Here is an 18,185-nt window from a genome sequence, read left to right on the forward strand (position 1 = left end):
AGTCCTCATGCCCGAGGCCGTCATCGTTTCGACCGCACGCTCCCCGATCGGCCGGGCCCGCAAGGGCTCGCTGGTCGACCTGCGGCCCGACGACCTGACCACGCAGATTGTGCGGGCAGCGCTCGACAAGGTACCTGCCCTGGACCCCGCTCAGATCGACGACCTGATCCTGGGCTGCGGCTCGCCGGGCGGTGAACAGGGCTTCAACATCGCCCGGGTCGTCGCCGTGCAGCTCGGTTACGACTTCGTGCCCGGCACGACCGTGCACCGTTACTGCGCTTCGTCGCTGCAGTCCACCCGGATGGCCTTCCACGCGATCAAGGCGGGTGAAGGCGATGTGTTCATCTCCGCGGGCGTGGAGACCGTGTCGCGGTATGTGAACGGCTCCGCCGACACCTGGCCGAACACGCAGAACCCGCTGTTCGCCGCAGCGCAGCAGCGCACCGCGAAGACCGCCGAGGGCGGCGCGGGCATCTGGCACGATCCGCGCGAGGACGGCCTGATCCCCGATGTCTACATCGCGATGGGACAGACCGCCGAGAACGTGGCCACCTCCGCCGGCATCACCCGCGAGGACCAGGACCGCTGGGGCGTACGCTCGCAGAACCGCGCCGAGGAAGCGATCAAGAACGGCTTCTTCGAGCGAGAGATCACCCCGGTGACACTGCCGGACGGCACCGTGATCAGCAAGGACGACGGCCCGCGCGCCGGGGTCACCTACGAGGCGGTCTCCGCGCTGAAGCCGGTGTTCCGCCCGGACGGCACCGTCACCGCGGGCAATTGCTGCCCGCTCAACGACGGTGCGGCGGCGCTGGTCGTCATGAGCGACACCAAGGCCGAGGAACTCGGTTTGACTCCGCTGGCGCGGATCGTGTCCACCGGCGTGTCCGGCCTGTCGCCGGAGATCATGGGCTTGGGCCCGATCGAAGCGTGCAAGCGCGCGCTGGCGCTGGCGGGCAAGACCATCGACGACATCGACCTGGTCGAGATCAACGAGGCGTTCGCGGTGCAGGTCCTCGGCTCGGCCCGGGAGCTGAAGATCGACGAGGACAAGCTGAACGTCTCCGGCGGCGCGATCGCGCTCGGCCACCCGTTCGGTATGACCGGCGCCCGCATCACCACCACGCTGATCAACAACCTGCAGACCTACGACAAGCAGTTCGGTCTGGAGACCATGTGCGTCGGCGGCGGCCAGGGTATGGCGATGATCATCGAGCGATTGAGCTGACCCGCAGACGAAGGGGCGGTCGCCGGATATCCGGCGACCGCCCCTTCGCGTATGGCTAGTCGTTCTGGAAGTAACTCAGCAGCCGCAAGATCTCCACGTACAGCCAGACCAGGGTGACGGTGAGGCCGAGGGCGACACCCCAGGCCGCCCGCTCCGGAGCCTGCGCCCGGATCAGCTGATCGGCGGCGTCGAAGTCGAGCAGGAAGCTGAACGCGGCGATGGCGATGACCACCAGGCTGAACACGATCGCCAGCGGGCCGCCGTCGCGCAGGCCGAGGCCGCCTGCGATGAAGAAGCTCGCGACCAAGTTGCCCAGCACGAGCACCAGAACGCCGATCATGGCGCCGACGATGATCCTGGTGAATCGCGGCGTCACGCGGATCGCGCCCGTCTTGTAGACCACCAGCATGCCCGCGAAGACACCAAAGGTGCCGAGCACCGCCTGACCGATCAGCGCGCTACCGCCGACCCCGCCGAACTCGATGCTGGTGAACATGAACGACAGCGCACCGAGGAAAAGCCCCTCGGCGACGGCGTAGGACAACACGATCGCCGGGTTGTCCATCTTGTTCGCGAAGGTCGCGATCAGCACGAGCACCAGGCCGACCAGACCGCCGCCGATCACGAACAGCGGTGCGAGCGAGGTGTTCGCGTTGGTGAGGCCGTAGGAGACGATCGCGGACAGGGCGAGCACCGCGAGGGTGATGCCCGTCTTCGTCACCACGTCGTCGATGGTCATCGAGCGCGTGGTGGGAGGAGCCTGCTGATAGGACTGCGGGTACTGGCCGTATTGCTGTGGGTACTGGCCGTACTGGTTGCCGAACTGGCCCGCGGAGGTCACACCGGAACCGAAGCTGGCGTATCCACCGCCCTCCTGCCGTGGCAGGTTCCTGAAAACCGGATTGCTCGTGGTACGCATGTGAACGGCGTCCCTTTCTGGAGTCGTTGCCGCTGTTCATCGAGTTGGTTCACTCGATATCCAACTGCCCTGTCCAACGTTTGTCATCCGTCGCGAGTTCCCGGGGAGTCGCGGAGAGCCGGACAATTCGGACTCTACCGGTGTCGCGGATCGTGCAGACCACGCACCGACCGAGTCACGGTGAATTTCCGGTTGCGGCCCATCACCTCGGTCCGGCCCACCATCCGTTCGACCACGGCCCGATAGTTCAGATGCGAGTTGTAGACCGTCCACAGCTCTCCGCCGGGACGCAACACCCGCCCGGTCTCGGCGAACATCTTGATGGCCGATCCGGTGTGCACGGCAGCGCCGATATGGAACGGCGGATTGCACAGCACCAGGTCGGCGCTGTTGTCCGCCGCCGAGGACATGGCGTCGTCGCGCACCACACACACCCGGTCGGCGACTGCGTTGGCCTCGATGGTGGCCCGCGCCGAGGCGACTGCGGCAGCGGATTGATCGGTGGCGATCACCTTGATGCCCGGCCGAGCCGTGGCCAGCGCGACGGCCAGGATGCCGGTGCCGCAGCCGAGATCGATCGCGTCGCGCGCGTCCGGCTTCATCAGTTTCAGGTACTCGAGCAGGAACCTGGTGCCGATGTCCAGACGGGCTCCGGAGAAGGCCGCGCCGTGCGCGACCACGTCGAGACCGAGTTCGTCGAGCCGATCGCGGACCGGGAACGGCCGACCGGCAACGGGTTTGGGTCCGGCCACCAGCAGGGTCCGCGACTTCTGCCTGCCGCGACTGGCGCGCACCTCGGAAAACGATTGGGCCAGAACGTCGTTCATCGACTTGGTCAGATATTTGTCCCGCCCGCCGGCGAACACTTCGACGGCCGGATCCGCGTACCGCGCGATGGCGTCGGCCACTTCGGCCAGCCCGGCCAGCATCCGGGGCAGGCGAAGCAGGACCACCCGGACATCGCGCAGCAACCCCGGGCCGAGCGGATGCGCGGTGTAGCGATCCGACAGGCCCGCCGCGCGGGCGTTGTTGGCGAGGGCGAGTTCGCCGGTGAGCAGGTCCTGATGCACCCGAACGTCGCGCAGATCGTGTCCCGCTATGGCACCGAGGGTCAGTGCGCCATAGGCATCGCCGATTACTGCTACTTTTCCGCTATCCACAGTCGCGAGTGCGTCGGCCGCGACGTCGAGGATCAGCCGATCGGCGGCGTCGACGGCGTAGAGGTTCAGCGCCTCCACGTCCGGATACCGCCGCAACCGGCTCAGTACGTCCTCGACATTTCCCACGCCTCAAGTGTGCTAGATCGTTGCCGAATGGTCGCGCCCACCCCGCCCTATCGATCTCGGCGGCTTCCCTACGCTGCGGCTCGCCCGCTGAACCCCCTCGGGACAACCGCTTTCGCGGCCGCAGATCCTGGCGAGAGCGTTGTTCGATCACGCACGTCGCCACCGGCCGATGGCGAATGCCCCGCAACGCCCTCTGATTACGCCGTCCACGGCCTTTCGCTGAGTAGCATCGGACTATGCGCAACAGGATGGTGCTCATGGTCGCGGTCGCGGCGGCACTGCTCGCGGGGTGCGGTGGCAGCGAATCCGCGCCGGGTCTCCCGGCCGCATCGACCACCGCTGCGCCGGCCGAGGTAGCGCAGGCCCCTACTCCCGGGGACACCGCACCGAAGCAGGGCAAGCCTTCCGGCGATGCCGCACTCACGGTGACCGACGTCCGCCTGGGCGGTCAGCCCGGCGTCGATCGCGTGGTCTACGAGCTCGGCGGGGTCGGCACGCCCGGCTGGATCGTCCGGTACACCGACCGCGCGACGCAGGACGCCAGCGGCAATCCCGTCGACGTGGCGGGCCGGTCGATCCTGGAAGTGCGCATCCTGGGCTCGGCTTACCCGTTCGACAGTGGCGTGACACCGTATGCGGGCCCGGACCCCGCCGTCGATCCGGCGGTCCCCGGCATCGCGGGCGTCTACCGGACGACGGTGTTCGAGGGCGTGACCCAGTCGTTCATCGGCGTGCAGGCCGACCGGCCCGCCTTCACCGTCACCACGCTGCCCAACCCCACCCGGCTGGTCGTCGACATCACGAACTCCTAAATACCGGTACCGCCAACGGGTATTCGGCAGCGGCGGCTAGACTGGGTACTCGTGGTCGAACGCCGCATACTTCCCGCCGCCGGGCTCGCCCGGGTCCTCGGGGTGCTGGCGTTGCTCGCCGGGGTCGTCGCCATGCACTCGGCGGTCTTCGGGTTTTCCGGCCACGCCCATGCGGCCGGAGCACACGGTAGCTTCGCGCCCGCTACCGAAACGGTGCCCGACGAACTCGGACGGGCTGTCGCCGCGACCGCCCCCGCGCATTCGAGCGCCTTCCCGCATCGACCCGCGACAGCACCCCTGGACAGCACTCCGACCGGCGACGACCGACCCGAGCCCCAGGACGGAGTGCACCGCGACGGCGGGGAACTCGGCACAATCGGCCGGGGATTCTTCGGCCCACCGGACCCACCGATGGTCGCTGATGGCGATTCGTTCGCCCCTGGGGAGGTCGGGACGACCGCAGGCGCGTCATCGACCTGGCGCTCGGTCGTCGCGGAACGGATCTCCCACTGCGCGGGCGGCGGGTGCGACGGCGCGCACAGCGCGCTGCACGGCTGTGTGTTCATCCTGGTCGCCGCCATCGCGCTGGCCGCGCTGGTGCTGCTCTATCGCATGGCGGTCGATCGCCCCGGCGGCGGCGCGGCACGAGCGCGGCACTGGCGGGCGCGGCGGGAACGACCGCCGCCATGGACCGTGCTCACCTTGGCCGAACTGGCGATTCTGCGGATCTGACAGCTCCGCCGCCCTCGTGTGTCCGAATCACGGTGGCGGCGCTGTCCACTTCGTCCCCAGATTTCGCACTTCGTAAGGAGCCACCCCATGTTCAGCACTCGCACCCGATCGGCCCTCGCTCTCGCCGCGGTGGCCGCGGTGAGCCTCGCCGGATGCGGCGACGCCGACACCGGCCACACGACCGAGCACGGCACCTCGACCACCACGTCGCCCGTCACCAGCGCACCCGCCACCGTCGTGCACAACGACGCCGACGTGATGTTCCTGCAGATGATGTATCCGCATCACGCCCAAGCCGTCGACATGGCGCGGCTGGTGCCCGGTCACACCGACAACCAGCAGTTGCGCACGCTCGCCGCGCAGGTCGAACAAGCGCAGGCGCCGGAGATGCAGCAGATCACCGCCCTTCTGCAGAGCTTCGGCAAGCCGGCGCCCACCGCGGGCGAGGGGCACGGCGGCCACGGAATGCCCGGCATGATGTCGGCCGAACAAATGGCGGCGCTGGGCGCGGCATCGGGTCCTGACTTCGACCGCCAGTGGCTGACCATGATGATCGAGCATCACGCGGGCGCGATCGCCATGGCGCAGACCGAACTGGCCGAGGGCGCGAACGCCGACGCCAAAGCGCTCGCCGAGCGGATCATCGGCGCCCAGCAGGCTGAGATAGCGCAGATGCGAGCCATGCTCGGCCAGAGCTGAACCGCGCGGCCCCGCGCCGATATCGGTCGGCCATCGATATCGGCGCGGCCGCACTCAGCCGGGCCCGCGCGACGGGCGATCGGGGTGTCCGGCTCCGTGCATCCGTCCCGGCCGGACCTCCGAGGGGAGCGACGGACCCTCGAACGCGCGGGCCTGCTGGTGGCCCGCCACGCCGACCGCCGGTCCGGGGTACGGCACCCGCTGATGGGCACCGGTTCTGGCCGGCACGGACGCGGACCAGCGTTTCGCCTTCGGACCAGGGTGCGTGCCGGACGGCATCGCGGCGAACGCCACCGGTTGACCGAAGCGGCGCACAGCCGGGTATCCCCTCCCCATCGGTGAGGAATCCCGCGACGCGCTGTAGCATCTGGCCCGCTTACTGTTACGCGGAACGGGACGATCACATGACCAGCGGTATCCGGGATACTCGTCCACCCGCGCGGAGCGGCCGCCGCCGTGTTTCCGCCGAGTCGGCCACACCGACATTCGCCGCTCTGCTGGCCGCCGCCGCGGAGCACAATCCCGATGGCGTCGCGGTGGTCTGCGATGACAGGCAGATCACCTACCGCGACCTCGATGCCCGCTCCTCCCGGCTGGCCCGCACGCTGATCGCCGCGGGCGCTGGGCCCGAAACGGCGGTGGCGGTGGCGCTGCCGCGTTCGCTCGATTCCGTACTCGCGGTGTGGGCCATCGCGAAGACCGGTGCCGCATTCGTACCTGTCGATCCCGGGCTACCTCTGTCCCGCATCGACTTTCAAGTCACCGACAGCGGGGCCGCGCTCGGCCTGACCTGCAGCGCCCACGCGGCGACACTACCGGCCGAGGTGCGCTGGCTCGCGCTGGACGATGCCGAACTGATCGCGCAGGTGGCGGCGAACCCGGCGAGCTCGATCGCGTATTTCGAACGGCCCGTTCGCCTTCGCGCCGCCCACGTGGCCTACGTGATCTACACGTCGGGATCGACCGGACGCCCGAAAGGTGTCGCCGTGACGCACACCGGGCTCGCCCAGTTGTGCACCGAACTGGCCGCGCGGCACGCGCTGGACAAAGACGCGCGGGTGCTGCACTTCGCGTCGCCGAGCTTCGACGCCTCGGTGTTGGAGTTGCTGCTCGCGATCTGCTCCGCCGCCACGCTGGTGATCGCCCCGCCGACCCTGTACGGCGGCGCCGCCTTGGCGCAACTGCTGGCGCGCCAGGCGATCACCCACGCCTTTCTCACTCCCTCCGCGCTGGCCACGATCGAGCCGACCGGACTGCCTGCCCTGCGCTCGGTCCTGGTCGGCGGCGAGCCCTGCCCGCCGATGTCGCCGCGGCACTGGGCAACCGGCGGTCGCCTGTTCCACAATCTGTATGGCCCCACCGAATCCACCATCGTGGCGACGATCAGCCCGGCGCTGTCGCCGGACGCACCGGTCACCATCGGTTCGGCCGTGCCCGGCGTGCGCTGCCAGGTACTCGATCACCGTCTGCGCCCGGTCGGCGTCGGCGTGGTCGGTGAGCTCTATCTGTCCGGGCCCGGAGTGGCCAGGGGGTACCACGGCCGCTCCGGCTTGACCGGGCAGCGGTTCCTCGCCGATCCGTTCGGTCCGCCCGGCTCGCGGATGTACCGCACCGGCGACCTCGTCCGGCGCACCACCACCGGCGATCTGGACTATTTCGGCCGGGCCGACGACCAGGTCAAGATCAGGGGTTTTCGGATCGAACTCGGCGAGATCGACGCCATCCTGTCGACGCAGCCCGGCGTCCGGCTGGCCGTGACCGTCGATCGCAAGACCGCCGCGGGCGAGACCACGCTGGCCGCCTTCGTCCAGCCCGAACCGGGCCATGCCCCCGACCCCGCCACTCTGGCCGACGCGCTGGCCGCGCTGCTGCCGAAATACATGGTGCCCAACACGATCACGGTCGTGGATCGGATCCCGCGCACCCCGACGGGCAAGGCCGATCGGCCCGCGCTGCGCCTGCGCGCCCTCGACGAGCCGGACTATCGTCCCGCCGTCGACCTGGGCGAGGAGACGGTCGCCGAGGTCTTCGCACGCGTGCTGGGACGGGAGCGGTTCAGCGCCGACGCCGATTTCTTCGCCGCCGGCGGCAATTCGCTGCTGGCGACCCAGGCCGCCGCGCGCCTGAGCGAGACCTGGCGGCTGCGCATCCCGCCCCGGCTGGTATTCGACCATCCGACGGTCGCCACCTTGGCCACAGCGATCCGCTCGCAGCAATTCGACAGCGCACGCCCGGTGCTGCGCGCACGGACCCGGCCGCAGCGCATCCCGCTATCGCCCGCCCAGCTGCGGTTCTGGCTGCGCAACCAGTTCGACACGACGTCGTCGGTGGACAATATCGGCTTCGCGCTGCGGCTGTCGGAACTGGACATCCCCGCCTTGCGCGCGGCGTTCGCCGACACCGTCGAACGGCACGAGTCGCTGCGCACGAGCTACCCCGCCGACGCGACCGGACCGCGGCAGCTGATCCTCGACACCGAGCACGTGGTCGACGATTTCGCGGTGGAGGAAGTGTGCGACGACGCGGTACCCGACCGGGTCCGCGCGATCCTGCGACACGGGTTCGACGTGTCGGCCGAGGTGCCGCTGCGCCTCCGGCTGCTGCGCACGCCCACCGAGTACGTCTTGGTCTGCGCCCTGCACCATATCTGCGCCGATGGGTCGTCACTGGCGCCGCTGGCCCGCGATGTGGCTGTGGCCTACGCCGCCCGCAGCGCGGGCACCGCCCCGGCCTGGCGGCCACCGGAGGTGCAGTACGCCGACTACGCCCTGTGGCAGCAGGATCTGCTCGGTTCCCGCGACGATCCCGATTCACCGCTGTCGCGGCAACTGGCGTACTGGACCGGCGAGCTGGCCGGCCTGCCCGACGAGCTCGATCTGCCCGCTGATCGGCCGCGCCCGCCGGTGGCCACGCTGCGCGGATCGGCCACGCAGCGGTCGGTGCCCGCGAGCTTGCACCGCGACCTGCTCACGGTAGCGCGCACCCACCGGTCGACGCTGTTCATGGTGATGCGCTCGGCGCTCGCCGTGCTGCTGGCCCGCCTGTCCGGAAGCTCCGACATCGCGATCGGTGTGCCGATGACCAACCGGGCCGAGCCCGCGCTCGCGGATGTCGTCGGCATGTTCGTCAACACCACCGTCTCCCGGACCAGGATCGAGCCCGCGGAGAGTTTCAGCACTCTACTGCGGCGCACCAGGGAACGGGATCTGGTCAACTTCGCGCACTCCGAGGTGCCGTTCGAGCACGTGGTCGACGCGGTCGATCCGACCCGCTCGCCCGGACGCCACCCGCTCTACCAGGTCGGCTTCGCGTTCCAGAACTTCACGCAGGCCACCCTCGACCTGTCCGGACCGAGCGTGTCGTTCCTGGACGTGGACGCCGACACGGCGAAAACCGACCTGCACATCGGCGTGGTCGACACCCGTGACGACGACGGCGAACCGGGCGAGATCATCATCCGATTCGGTTACAGCACCGACCTGTTCGACGAGCACACGGTGCAGCGCTTCCTCGACGGCTACATCCGCATCCTGCTCCGGGTCGCCGCCGAGCCCGACACCGTGGTCGGCGACGTCGACATCATCGACCCGGTCGAGCACAAGCGCATCCGGTCTTGGGGCGCCGGAGCCGAGCATGACGTGCAGGCCGAGCCGCTCATCGCCGCGACGGCGCGGCGGGCCGCGGCGACGCCGGACGCGATCGCAGTGGTCTGCGGGTCCGAGACGCTCACCTACGCGCGGCTGCTCGAGCGGTCCGCGCGGCTGGCTCGCTGGCTGATCGACCGGGGCGTAGGTGCGGAGACCGTCGTCGCGGTGGCGATGCGGCGGTCGATCCAGCAGGTCGTCGCCCTGCACGCGATCGTGGCGGCGGGCGCGGCCTGGGTGCCGATCGACCCGAGCCACCCGGCCGAGCGCATCCGGTACGTGCTCGAATCGGCGGCGCCCCGGTGCGTGCTGACCACCGCGGCGGACGGTTTCACGGCCGCCGAGGCTTACGACGTCGACAGCCTGGACCTCGACCGCTTCGACGCGGAACCGGTGCTCGACACCGAACGCCGGGCACCGTGGCACGCCGATCACCCCGCCTATCTCATCTACACCTCCGGGTCGACCGGCCGCCCCAAGGGCGTGGCGGTCAGTCATCGCGCGATCGTGCACCAACTCGCCTGGATGCAGGCGGAATACCGAGTCGACGCCACCGACGTCTATCTGCACAAGACTCCCGCGACCTTCGACGTGTCCTTGTGGGGCTACTTCCTGCCGCTGCGCGCGGGCGCGCGGCTGGTTCTGGCCGGACCGGAGGAGCATCGTGACCCGGCGGCGCTGTGCCGGCTGATCGCCGAGCACCGGGTGACGCTCACCGATTTCGTTCCCGCGATGCTCACCGTATTCGCCCAACAGGCAACAACGAACGAATTATCTTCGCTGCGAGCCGTTTTCGTGATCGGGGAAGCGCTGCCCCCGGAGACCGCGCGTGCCTTCGCGACTGTGGCCGAGGCCGAGTTGCACAACCTGTACGGACCGACCGAGGCCGCGGTGAGCATCACCCGGCACGCCGTCTCGGCCGCCGACCGCACCGCGGCGAGCGTCTCCATCGGTGGGCCGGAATGGAATTCGCGCTGCCACGTCCTGGACGACCGCTTGCGGCCGGTTCCGGTGGGCGTGGCGGGCGAACTCTATCTCGGTGGCGTTCAGTTGGCCCGCGGCTACCACAGCGCCCCCGCGCCGACCGCTGCCCGGTTCGTCGCCGATCCATCGCACCCGGGCGAGCGGATGTACCGGACCGGTGACCTGGTGCGCTGGAACCGTGGCGGCACCCTGGACTACCTGGGCCGTACGGACTTCCAGGTCAAAGTCCGCGGGCATCGCATCGAACTCGGCGAGATCGAAGCGGCCTTGCTGGCCGACCCGGCGGTGGGCCGGGCCGCGGTGGCGGTCAAGGGCTCCGACGCCGGGGACCGGCTGGTCGGCTACGTCGTCGCCGCGCCGGGGGCGACGGTCGACCCGGACGTGGTGCGTCAGTCGGTCGCTCGGGTGCTGCCCGGCTACATGGTGCCGTCGGCGGTGCTGGCGCTGGACGCGTTCCCGGTGAACACCAGCGGCAAGCTCGACCGCGCCGCGCTGCCCCAGCCGGTGTTCACCGCGCGCACCGGCGCGCGTCCCGGCACTGCGCTCGAGCGCGCGATCGCGGAGGTCTTCGCCGACGTGCTCGCGGTGTCCCCGATCGGGGTGGCCGACGACTTCTTCGAGCTCGGGGGCTCCTCGCTGCTCGCGTTCACGTTGCACCAGCGGCTGTCGCAGCGGCTCGGCCGCGACGTGCCGATGTCGGCCATCCTCGCGACCCCGACCGTCGGCGGCCTCGCCGCGCGGCTGGCCGGCGGATCCGCCCCCACCGCGGCGACACCGGAACGCGACGCCGTGCTGGAGCCGGAGATCGGCAGCACGGGATGCGAGCCCGCGCACACCGGGCCGCCACAGGAGATCCTGCTGACCGGCGCGACCGGTTTTCTCGGCGTACACCTGCTGCAAGCCCTGTTGGATCGCACCGAGGCGAGGGTGTGGTGCGTGGTACGCGCCACCGACGCCGAGGAAGGCATCGACCGAATCGTGAGTGCGCTGAGCCACTACCGGCTCTCCGGGACCACCGCCGCGGAGCGGATCGTCGTGGTCGCGGGCGATCTCACCGCACCGCGCCTCGGCTTGGACCCCGCCGATTACGACCGCTTGGCCGACAGCATCGACGCGATCTACCACAACGGCGCGCGCGTCAATCACGTCGACCCCTACGCCCGGCTACGGCCGGCCAATGTCGAGGGCACCCGCGAGTTGCTGCGCCTGGCGACGACGCGGCGGGTCAAGCCGTTCCATCTGGTCTCCACCATGGGCGCGGCCGTCGCCGCGACGCCGGAATCGCCGGTGGTCACCGAGGACGTCCGCCTCCGCGCGGGGCAGGTGCCCGGCAATGGCTACCGAGCCTCCAAATGGGTCGCCGAGGAACTGGTCCGCCAGGCGGGCGAGCGTGGCGTGCCCATCGCCATCTACCGTCCGAGCACCATCTGCGGTTGCCCGCACATCGGGGTGAACAGCCCACAGGACGCGCTGTGGAACATGGTGCGAGCCGCCGCGATGCTCGGCATGGCGCCCGACGTGGGCGACGCCACCGTCTCCCTGGTTCCGGTGAGCTACGTGGCGCGCGCGGTCGTGGAGATCTCCGTCGGCCCGCGCTCGGAAACCGTCTACCACCTGGTCAACCGGGACCCGGTAGCCGTCGCGGACATCCTCGCCAGCCTGCGCGCGCACGGGTTGCCGGTGGCGACGATGCCGGAGGACACGGTGCGCGCGGGCCTGGCCAGGGAAGCGCGGCGGCGCGATGCGCTCGGCGACGATTCGCTGGTGCGCGCGGCCCTGCTGAGCCACGGCTTCGCCGAGTTCGACGGTCACCTCGAATGGGTCGACGAGCACACCCGCGCCGCGCTCGCGGCCACCGGCATGGATTGTCCGACGGTGGACCGTGCGGTGGTGGACACCTTCGTGCGGGAGTTCATCGCTTCCGGTTTCCTGCCCCGGGATTGAGGATTCTCAGTACCCCGGCGGCGCGGCGTGTGTGCGCGACCGCGCCCGCACCTGCTCCAGCACGATCAGGCCCACCCCGATCAGCAGGAAGACGACCGCGATGATCGCGGCCACGACCGAGAGCCGGCCGTACCCCCAGCCCGCCAGCACCGCGGCGGCGATCGCACCCGCCGCGGCGACCAGCAGCAACCCGTACCCCGGCCAGTTCCTGGTGTCGGCCATCGTGGCTCCCGGCGGCGGCTCGGAGTCGCGCGCGATATCCGGGGCGTCGTCGATCGGGGGGATCTCCCATGGGCCGTCGTCCGCTGTCACTGATGGTTCCTCCCGCTGCGCTCCCGGTCGTTGTTCCGGTACCTGATGCGAAAAGGATGCCCGGATCGTCTGGGCCGAAACTCGGGCGCGAGGCGGGCTTCAGTTGTAGGACTTGGTGACTCCGTCGAGCAGGTGCTCCAGGGTGTCGTAGGTCGGGGTGGCGACGACGTCCAGCAGATCCGGGGCCACCGCGACATTGCGTTCGGCGACGACCTTCGCGAACTGGGCGCCGTCGTTGGTGCGGAAGCCGTGCTCGGCGGCCAGCCGCTGCAACTCCGGGTCGGTCGACAGCAGGCGACCGAGCCGGTCACCCGTTGAGCCGAACGGCACCAGCGTGTGCCGGGACAACACCGTCGGCGACGGGTACAGCAGCGTCATCTCGGGCTTGATCTGGCCGCGCACGGTCGCCTCGACGTACTGCGCCTCGTAGATCCAGACCATCGGCGTCGGGCCCATCCCCGTGGCGAGGTAGTTGTTGAACGGCCCCTCGGTGGTGTTCTCGGTGTAACCCTGGCCCACGAACAGCCGCGACACCGCGGGGAGGACGGCCTGCTCGGCGTTCGGCCCCTGCACGATCGTGTTGTTGTTCGCGACGTAACTCGCCGCGGCCAGATACATGGCGGCGGAGTTGGAACTGCGCGGGTCGGTGGTGGAGATCAGGATGTTCTTGCCCACGGGGTAGGCGGTGTTGTCGGGCAGTTCGTCCCAGCGGGTGCCGTTGCGGACCAGCTCGAGGTAGCGGCGCAGATCCAGGGTCGGCACCTGGCCGGGGCGTACCGCTCCCGCCTTGGTGAGCAACTCGGTGATCGGCGTGAACGTCGCGATGGCCATCGGCGAGGAGAACGGCGTGTATTTCGCGGTCACGTTGCGCTGCCGTTGAATTCGCTCGGCGGCCGGTTCACTGGACGGGAAGGCGAAATCGAATTTCGTGAGATCCATGGACGTGGCGATCTGCCGCGACCCGGCGGGCTCGACCTCGACGCGCATACCGTTGCGCGCGAGCGCGTCGATCACTTTCGGGTCCTGGAAGAACGGCATCTTCTCCGAACCGACCACACCGTGGACGACCGTGAGCGGCGCGGCGGGCGCGGGAGCGGCAACGGGTGCCTCCGCAGCGGGTTGCCGCACGGCGAGGACTACAGCGATCACTGTCAGGAGGACGACGGCGCCCACCCCGTACGGTGCCAAACGCTTTTTCGAGGACAACAATGCACGGATCTCCGACAGTTTTCCCGAAGCGGTCGCGGCGGCCTGCGGCGTCTCGTCCATCAGGACCGTAGTGGGCTGCACTTGCGCCTCGGGTGAGGCCTCCAACTCCCGCCGCACCAATCGCTCGATCAGAATCGGAACGAACTGCCGCACCGGGCGGCCGTCGAATTTCTCGCGGGCCGCACTGACGGCGCTCTCGACCTGCTCCGGAGCATAAGTCTCGGTGTAGTTTTCGACCAGCCGCGCCGTCATCTGACGGATCGCCTGTTCCTCACGGACGGTATCGACAACCACCACAATCTCCTCGGCGTCAGGGGTAACGCGGCAGCGTCTCCGGCCTGCACCGCGCCGGCCAACACTAGCCCCATCCCTCGGCCGCCGACATCCGGACCGACTTCCCGCCGGTGAATGATTTCGACTGCGCCGGTGCACATCTCACGTCACCACGCGCACCTTTCTGCCCAGCTCACAGGCCCGCGAGCCGCTCGAGCGCGACGCACGCGCAAGCCCGCCGACCCGCACGTCCGCGCCGGAACCCGCCATGCAGAATTCAATGGGCAATATCCGAGCCGCCACCACGTGTTGTACTCCCGTTTCCCACCGCCACCGGACCGGGCGGTCGCACCGACGCCGCACTTCGCACGCGATCGGCCGCGCGGCGGACCGAAGGCACCAAAGTTACTTTCCGGTAGCACAGATCGGCGGGTTGCCGATATCGTCAGCCCGTTGCCTCGAAAAGGAGCGTTATGTCTCGCGTCGTTGTGGTCACCGGTGCGTCGTCCGGAATCGGGAAGGCTACAGCCGCCGCGCTGGCCGGCCTGGGGTATCGGGTGATCGGCACCAGCCGCGATCCCGGCGCCATCGGTTCGGACACCGTGCCGCCCGGCGTCGAGTACCGGGCGCTCGACCTCACCGATCCGGCTTCGATCGAGGCTTTCGCCGCCGGTCTCGACCAGGTCGACGTGCTGGTGAACAACGCGGGCGAAAGCCAGGCGGGTCCGCTGGCGGAGCTGCCCACCGACGCCGTCGAGCGCCTGTTCCAGCTGAACGTGCTGGGACCGATCGCCCTGACCAAGGCGGTGCTGCCCGGCATGCGGGAACGCCGGTACGGGCGCGTCGTCATGGTGGGGTCGATGCTCGCCAGCTTCCCGATGCCCTACCGCTCCTCCTACGTCGCCACCAAGGCGGCACTGCGCGGCTTCGCGGTCGCCGCCCGCTTCGAGGAATCCCCCTTCGGCGTCTGGATCACCGCCGTCGAGCCCGGCCAGATCGACACCGGCCTGCGCGACCGCCGCACCAAATACCTCACCGAAGGTTCCCCCCACACCGCCGATTTCACGACCTTCATGGCGAAACTCGACGAATACCAGGCCAAAGGCATCACCGCCGACAAGGTCGCCACCACCATCGTGAAAGCGATCGAAGCCACCCGCCCCCAACCCCTCTACGCCGTAGGCAGTAACGCCCCCGCCCTCTTCGCCCTCCGCCGCCTCCTGCCCCGCACGGTCATGGAACGCATCATCGCCCGTATCCACGGGCTGTCGCGCTGAGGACAGCCATTGTCCTATCGCCCGGCGAGCACTCGATGCGCTAGCGCTACCTGCGGTTTCATGGGTGCCCCCAGTCGGACTCGAACCGACACTGGGCGGATTTTAAGTCCGCTGCCTCTGCCAATTGGGCTATAGGGGCGTCCGGGACAGCGTACCGAGTCGTACGACTGTACCGGAATTCCGACAGTTCGTCGGGTGGCGGGGCGTCGGCCGTACCCGGGTGCCGGATGGCGCGGTCGGTGACCGGCGCCGTTCGCGGTTGTTCGCGGCCCGGGGTCGGGAGGCGTCCCAGAGAAGTAGATCGGTGGCGGCGGGCTGGTGTTAGCGCCCGCGGACGAACTCGGCGTGTCGTCGGCGGGGCGGCACCGGGATCCGGGCGAGATCGGTGGCGATGTGGATCTCGCCGGAGAAGTACTTCGACGCCTCGGCGAAGTGCTCGTCGAGGTCGCGGTAGCGCTGGGAGAAGTGGGTGAGCACCAGGCTGCGAACGCCCGCGTCGGCGGCCGCTCGCGCGGCTTGGCCCGCGGTGAGATGCCCGTATTCGACGGCCAGATGTTCGTCGACATCCAGGAAGGTGGCTTCGATGACGAGCATGTCGACGTCGGCGGCGAGCTCCGCGACGCCGGGGCACAGCCGGGTGTCCATCACGAAGGCGAAGCTCTGACCGGCCCGCGGTTCGCTGATCTCCGCCAAGGTGATCGTCCGCCCCCCGAATTCGACACTGCCGCGCTGTTGCAGCTCGGAGATGATCGGGCCGCGCAACCCCAGGGCGCGCAACCGGTCCGGCAGGATCCGCCGGCCGGACGGCTCACTGAGCCGATAGCCGAAGGTGTCCACCGGATGGGACAGCCGCACCGCTGTCACCGCGAACGGCGCCTCGGGCAGATCCACGGGACCGGGGCCCACGACCGGGCGCGGACGCAACTCGGCGCGGTGATAGTAGGACGTAGCGTTGACCAGGCGCTCGTAGTACGCCGCGCCGGACGCCGGGAAACAGACGTCGACCGGATGCGGCACCCGGTCGAGGTTGATCCGCTGCACCACCCCGGCCAGTCCGAGGCTGTGGTCGCCGTGGAAATGGGTGATGGCGATCCGGGTGAGTCCGGTGACGGTCACCCCGGCATAGGTCATCTGCCGTTGCGTACCCTCACCGGGGTCGAACAGGATCGCCTCGTCGTCCCACCGGAGCAGATACCCGTTGTGGTTTCGCTGTTTCGTCGGCACCTGACTCGCGGTCCCGAGCACAACCAACTCACGCTGCGACACGGCGTCAGGCTATCCGCCCACGCCCGCGGAGCCGAACAGGGCCGCGTTACTCGGTGGCAGGAGCCTTCCGGAGCACGGAGTTGCGCCGGGAGTAGGCGAAGTAGACGACGAACCCGATCACCATCCACACCAGGAATCGCAGCCAGGTCTCCACCGAGAGATTCAGCATCAGCCACAGGCACGCCAGCACCGCCAGGCCGGGAATCAGCGGCACGAGCGGAACCCGGAATCCGCGCGGCAGGTCCGGGCGCGTGCGCCGCAGGATGAGCACGCCGATCGACACCAGCACGAACGCGAACAGCGTCCCGATGTTGACCATCTCCTCCAGCGTGCCGAAGTCCACGAACCCGGCCAGCAGCGCGCACGCCACGCCGACGATGGCGGTGACCCGCACCGGCGTGCCGTTCTTGCCGGTGTGCGCGAGTTTGCGCGGCATCAGCCCGTCGCGCGACATCGCGAACAGCACCCGGGTCTGCCCGAGGTACATCACCATGACCACCGTGGTGAGCCCGGCCAGGGCGCCGATCGAGATGATGTTCTTCGCCCAGGTCACTCCGTGGATGCCGAACGCCGTGGCCAGCGTCGCGCCGTCACCGGACAGCGCGGTGTAGGGGACCATGCCGGTGAGCACGAGCGACACCGCGATGTACAGGATCGTCACGATGAGCAGCGAGCCGAGGATGCCGCGTGGCACCGCCTTCTGCGGGTTGCGGGTCTCCTCCGCGGTGGTCGCGACCACGTCGAAGCCGATGAACGCGAAGAACACCAGACTGGCGGCGGCGAGCAGGCCGTACCAGCCGAAGTTGCTGTGCCCGGCACCGGTCAGGAAGGAGAACAGCGACTGCCGCAGCCCCTCGCCCCGCTCGCCGGGCTGGGATGGCGGAATGTAGGGCGAGAGGTTCGAGGACTTGAAGTAGGTGAGGCCGACCACCAGTACCAGCGCGATCACGGCCAGCTTGATCGCGACGGCCACCGCCGACACCCGCGAGGACACTTTGGTGCCGGTCGCGAGCAACACCCCGAGCACGGTGATCAGCAGCACCGCGCCCCAGTCGAAGGTCAGCGGGCCGAAATGCGCGATCGGTGAGGTGGTCCCGAGCACCTCCCCGAGGTACTGCGACCAGCCCTTGGCCACCACCGCCACGGCGAGCGCGAATTCCAGGATCAGGTCCCAGCCGATGATCCAGGCGACGATCTCGCCGAAGGTGGCGTAGGAGTAGGTGTAGGCGCTGCCCGCCACCGGCACAGTGGAAGAGAACTCGGCGTAGCACAGCGCGGTCAGGCCGCAGGCGATCGCGGCGAACACGAAGGCGAGCGAGACGGACGGACCCGCGACATTGCCCGCCGTGCGTGCGGTGAGGGTGAAGATGCCCGCGCCGACCACGACCGCCACGCCGAAGACGGTGAGGTCCCACGCGGTCAGGTCCTTGCGTAGCTTCGAGTCGGGTTCGTCGGTGTCGCGGATCGACTGTTCGATGGACTTGGTGCGGAACAGTCCACCCCACCGAGACGAGACATCACCCGCCGACTCGGCTCGTGGCCCGGGGTTCGTCACGCGTTCTCCTTCATCCGTACTGCTCGCTTGTGTTCTGTACCCACA

12 protein-coding genes and 1 tRNA gene are annotated in these 18,185 nt (G+C 69.3%); 6 read left to right on the forward strand and 7 right to left on the reverse strand.

Annotated elements, in window-relative coordinates; translation table 11 throughout:
- Positions 1–7: 7 nt before the first annotated feature.
- On the forward strand, positions 8–1,228 hold the full coding sequence (locus ACT89H_RS11065; RefSeq protein ID WP_445108469.1) for an acetyl-CoA C-acetyltransferase: 1,221 nt from the start codon (positions 8–10) through the stop codon (positions 1,226–1,228).
- 55 nt (positions 1,229–1,283) lie between these two features.
- Here ACT89H_RS11065 and ACT89H_RS11070 read toward each other — a convergent pair whose 3' ends face one another.
- Both ACT89H_RS11070 and ACT89H_RS11075 read right to left on the reverse strand, forming a co-directional pair.
- Positions 1,284–2,147 carry a Bax inhibitor-1/YccA family protein gene (locus ACT89H_RS11070; RefSeq protein ID WP_445108470.1) on the reverse strand — a complete coding sequence of 288 codons (864 nt, stop codon included), beginning with the start codon at positions 2,145–2,147 and terminating at the stop codon, positions 1,284–1,286.
- Positions 2,148–2,281: 134 nt separating this feature from the next.
- A complete protein-coding gene (locus tag ACT89H_RS11075) occupies positions 2,282–3,433 on the reverse strand; it encodes a class I SAM-dependent methyltransferase (RefSeq protein WP_445108471.1) in 1,152 nt (383 codons plus the stop codon).
- A gap of 236 nt (positions 3,434–3,669) precedes the next feature.
- Between ACT89H_RS11075 and ACT89H_RS11080 the strand changes: the two genes are divergently transcribed.
- From ACT89H_RS11080 to ACT89H_RS11095, 4 genes are all read left to right on the forward strand, one after another.
- Positions 3,670–4,245, forward strand: a complete 576-nt coding sequence (locus tag ACT89H_RS11080) for an AMIN-like domain-containing (lipo)protein (protein ID WP_445108472.1) — start codon at positions 3,670–3,672, stop codon at positions 4,243–4,245.
- 51 nt (positions 4,246–4,296) lie between these two features.
- Positions 4,297–4,977, forward strand: coding sequence for a hypothetical protein (locus tag ACT89H_RS11085; protein ID WP_445108473.1), 681 nt, complete (start codon positions 4,297–4,299; stop codon positions 4,975–4,977).
- 87 nt (positions 4,978–5,064) lie between these two features.
- The gene (locus ACT89H_RS11090; protein WP_445108474.1) at positions 5,065–5,676 is read left to right on the forward strand and encodes a DUF305 domain-containing protein; all 612 of its coding nucleotides are present in this window, start codon (positions 5,065–5,067) and stop codon (positions 5,674–5,676) included.
- A 404-nt stretch (positions 5,677–6,080) separates the two neighbouring features.
- The gene (locus ACT89H_RS11095; protein WP_445108475.1) at positions 6,081–12,248 is read left to right on the forward strand and encodes a non-ribosomal peptide synthetase; all 6,168 of its coding nucleotides are present in this window, start codon (positions 6,081–6,083) and stop codon (positions 12,246–12,248) included.
- Between the two features lie 6 nt (positions 12,249–12,254).
- Here the strand turns inward: ACT89H_RS11095 and ACT89H_RS11100 are convergent, their stop codons facing one another.
- Both ACT89H_RS11100 and ACT89H_RS11105 read right to left on the reverse strand, forming a co-directional pair.
- Positions 12,255–12,560, reverse strand: coding sequence for a hypothetical protein (locus tag ACT89H_RS11100; protein WP_445108476.1), 306 nt, complete (start codon positions 12,558–12,560; stop codon positions 12,255–12,257).
- Between the two features lie 99 nt (positions 12,561–12,659).
- Positions 12,660–14,063, reverse strand: a complete 1,404-nt coding sequence (locus tag ACT89H_RS11105) for a three-helix bundle dimerization domain-containing protein (RefSeq protein WP_445108477.1) — start codon at positions 14,061–14,063, stop codon at positions 12,660–12,662.
- A gap of 452 nt (positions 14,064–14,515) precedes the next feature.
- Between ACT89H_RS11105 and ACT89H_RS11110 the strand changes: the two genes are divergently transcribed.
- A complete protein-coding gene (locus tag ACT89H_RS11110; protein ID WP_445108478.1) occupies positions 14,516–15,319 on the forward strand; it encodes an SDR family oxidoreductase in 804 nt (267 codons plus the stop codon).
- A 65-nt stretch (positions 15,320–15,384) separates the two neighbouring features.
- On the opposite strand, the gene ACT89H_RS11115 is transcribed toward ACT89H_RS11110, so the two are convergent.
- From ACT89H_RS11115 to ACT89H_RS11125, 3 genes are all read right to left on the reverse strand, one after another.
- Positions 15,385–15,458: transfer RNA gene (locus ACT89H_RS11115), tRNA-Leu, on the reverse strand.
- Positions 15,459–15,640: 182 nt separating this feature from the next.
- The gene (locus tag ACT89H_RS11120; protein WP_445108479.1) at positions 15,641–16,585 is read right to left on the reverse strand and encodes a ribonuclease Z; all 945 of its coding nucleotides are present in this window, start codon (positions 16,583–16,585) and stop codon (positions 15,641–15,643) included.
- 46 nt (positions 16,586–16,631) lie between these two features.
- Positions 16,632–18,140 carry an amino acid permease gene (locus ACT89H_RS11125; protein WP_445108480.1) on the reverse strand — a complete coding sequence of 503 codons (1,509 nt, stop codon included), beginning with the start codon at positions 18,138–18,140 and terminating at the stop codon, positions 16,632–16,634.
- Positions 18,141–18,185 lie beyond the last annotated feature (45 nt).

The sequence above is a fragment of the Nocardia aegles genome, from assembly GCF_052545135.1.

Excerpts from the sequence above, each read along its gene's own strand:
- ACT89H_RS11065 (WP_445108469.1), top strand. The coding sequence starts at position 8 with ATGCCCGAGGCCGTCATCGTTTCGACCGCACGCTCCCCGATCGGCCGG.
- ACT89H_RS11070 (WP_445108470.1), bottom strand. The coding sequence starts at position 2,147 with ATGCGTACCACGAGCAATCCGGTTTTCAGGAACCTGCCACGGCAGGAG.
- ACT89H_RS11080 (WP_445108472.1), top strand. The coding sequence starts at position 3,670 with ATGCGCAACAGGATGGTGCTCATGGTCGCGGTCGCGGCGGCACTGCTC.
- ACT89H_RS11090 (WP_445108474.1), top strand. The coding sequence starts at position 5,065 with ATGTTCAGCACTCGCACCCGATCGGCCCTCGCTCTCGCCGCGGTGGCC.
- ACT89H_RS11095 (WP_445108475.1), top strand. The coding sequence starts at position 6,081 with ATGACCAGCGGTATCCGGGATACTCGTCCACCCGCGCGGAGCGGCCGC.
- ACT89H_RS11110 (WP_445108478.1), top strand. The coding sequence starts at position 14,516 with ATGTCTCGCGTCGTTGTGGTCACCGGTGCGTCGTCCGGAATCGGGAAG.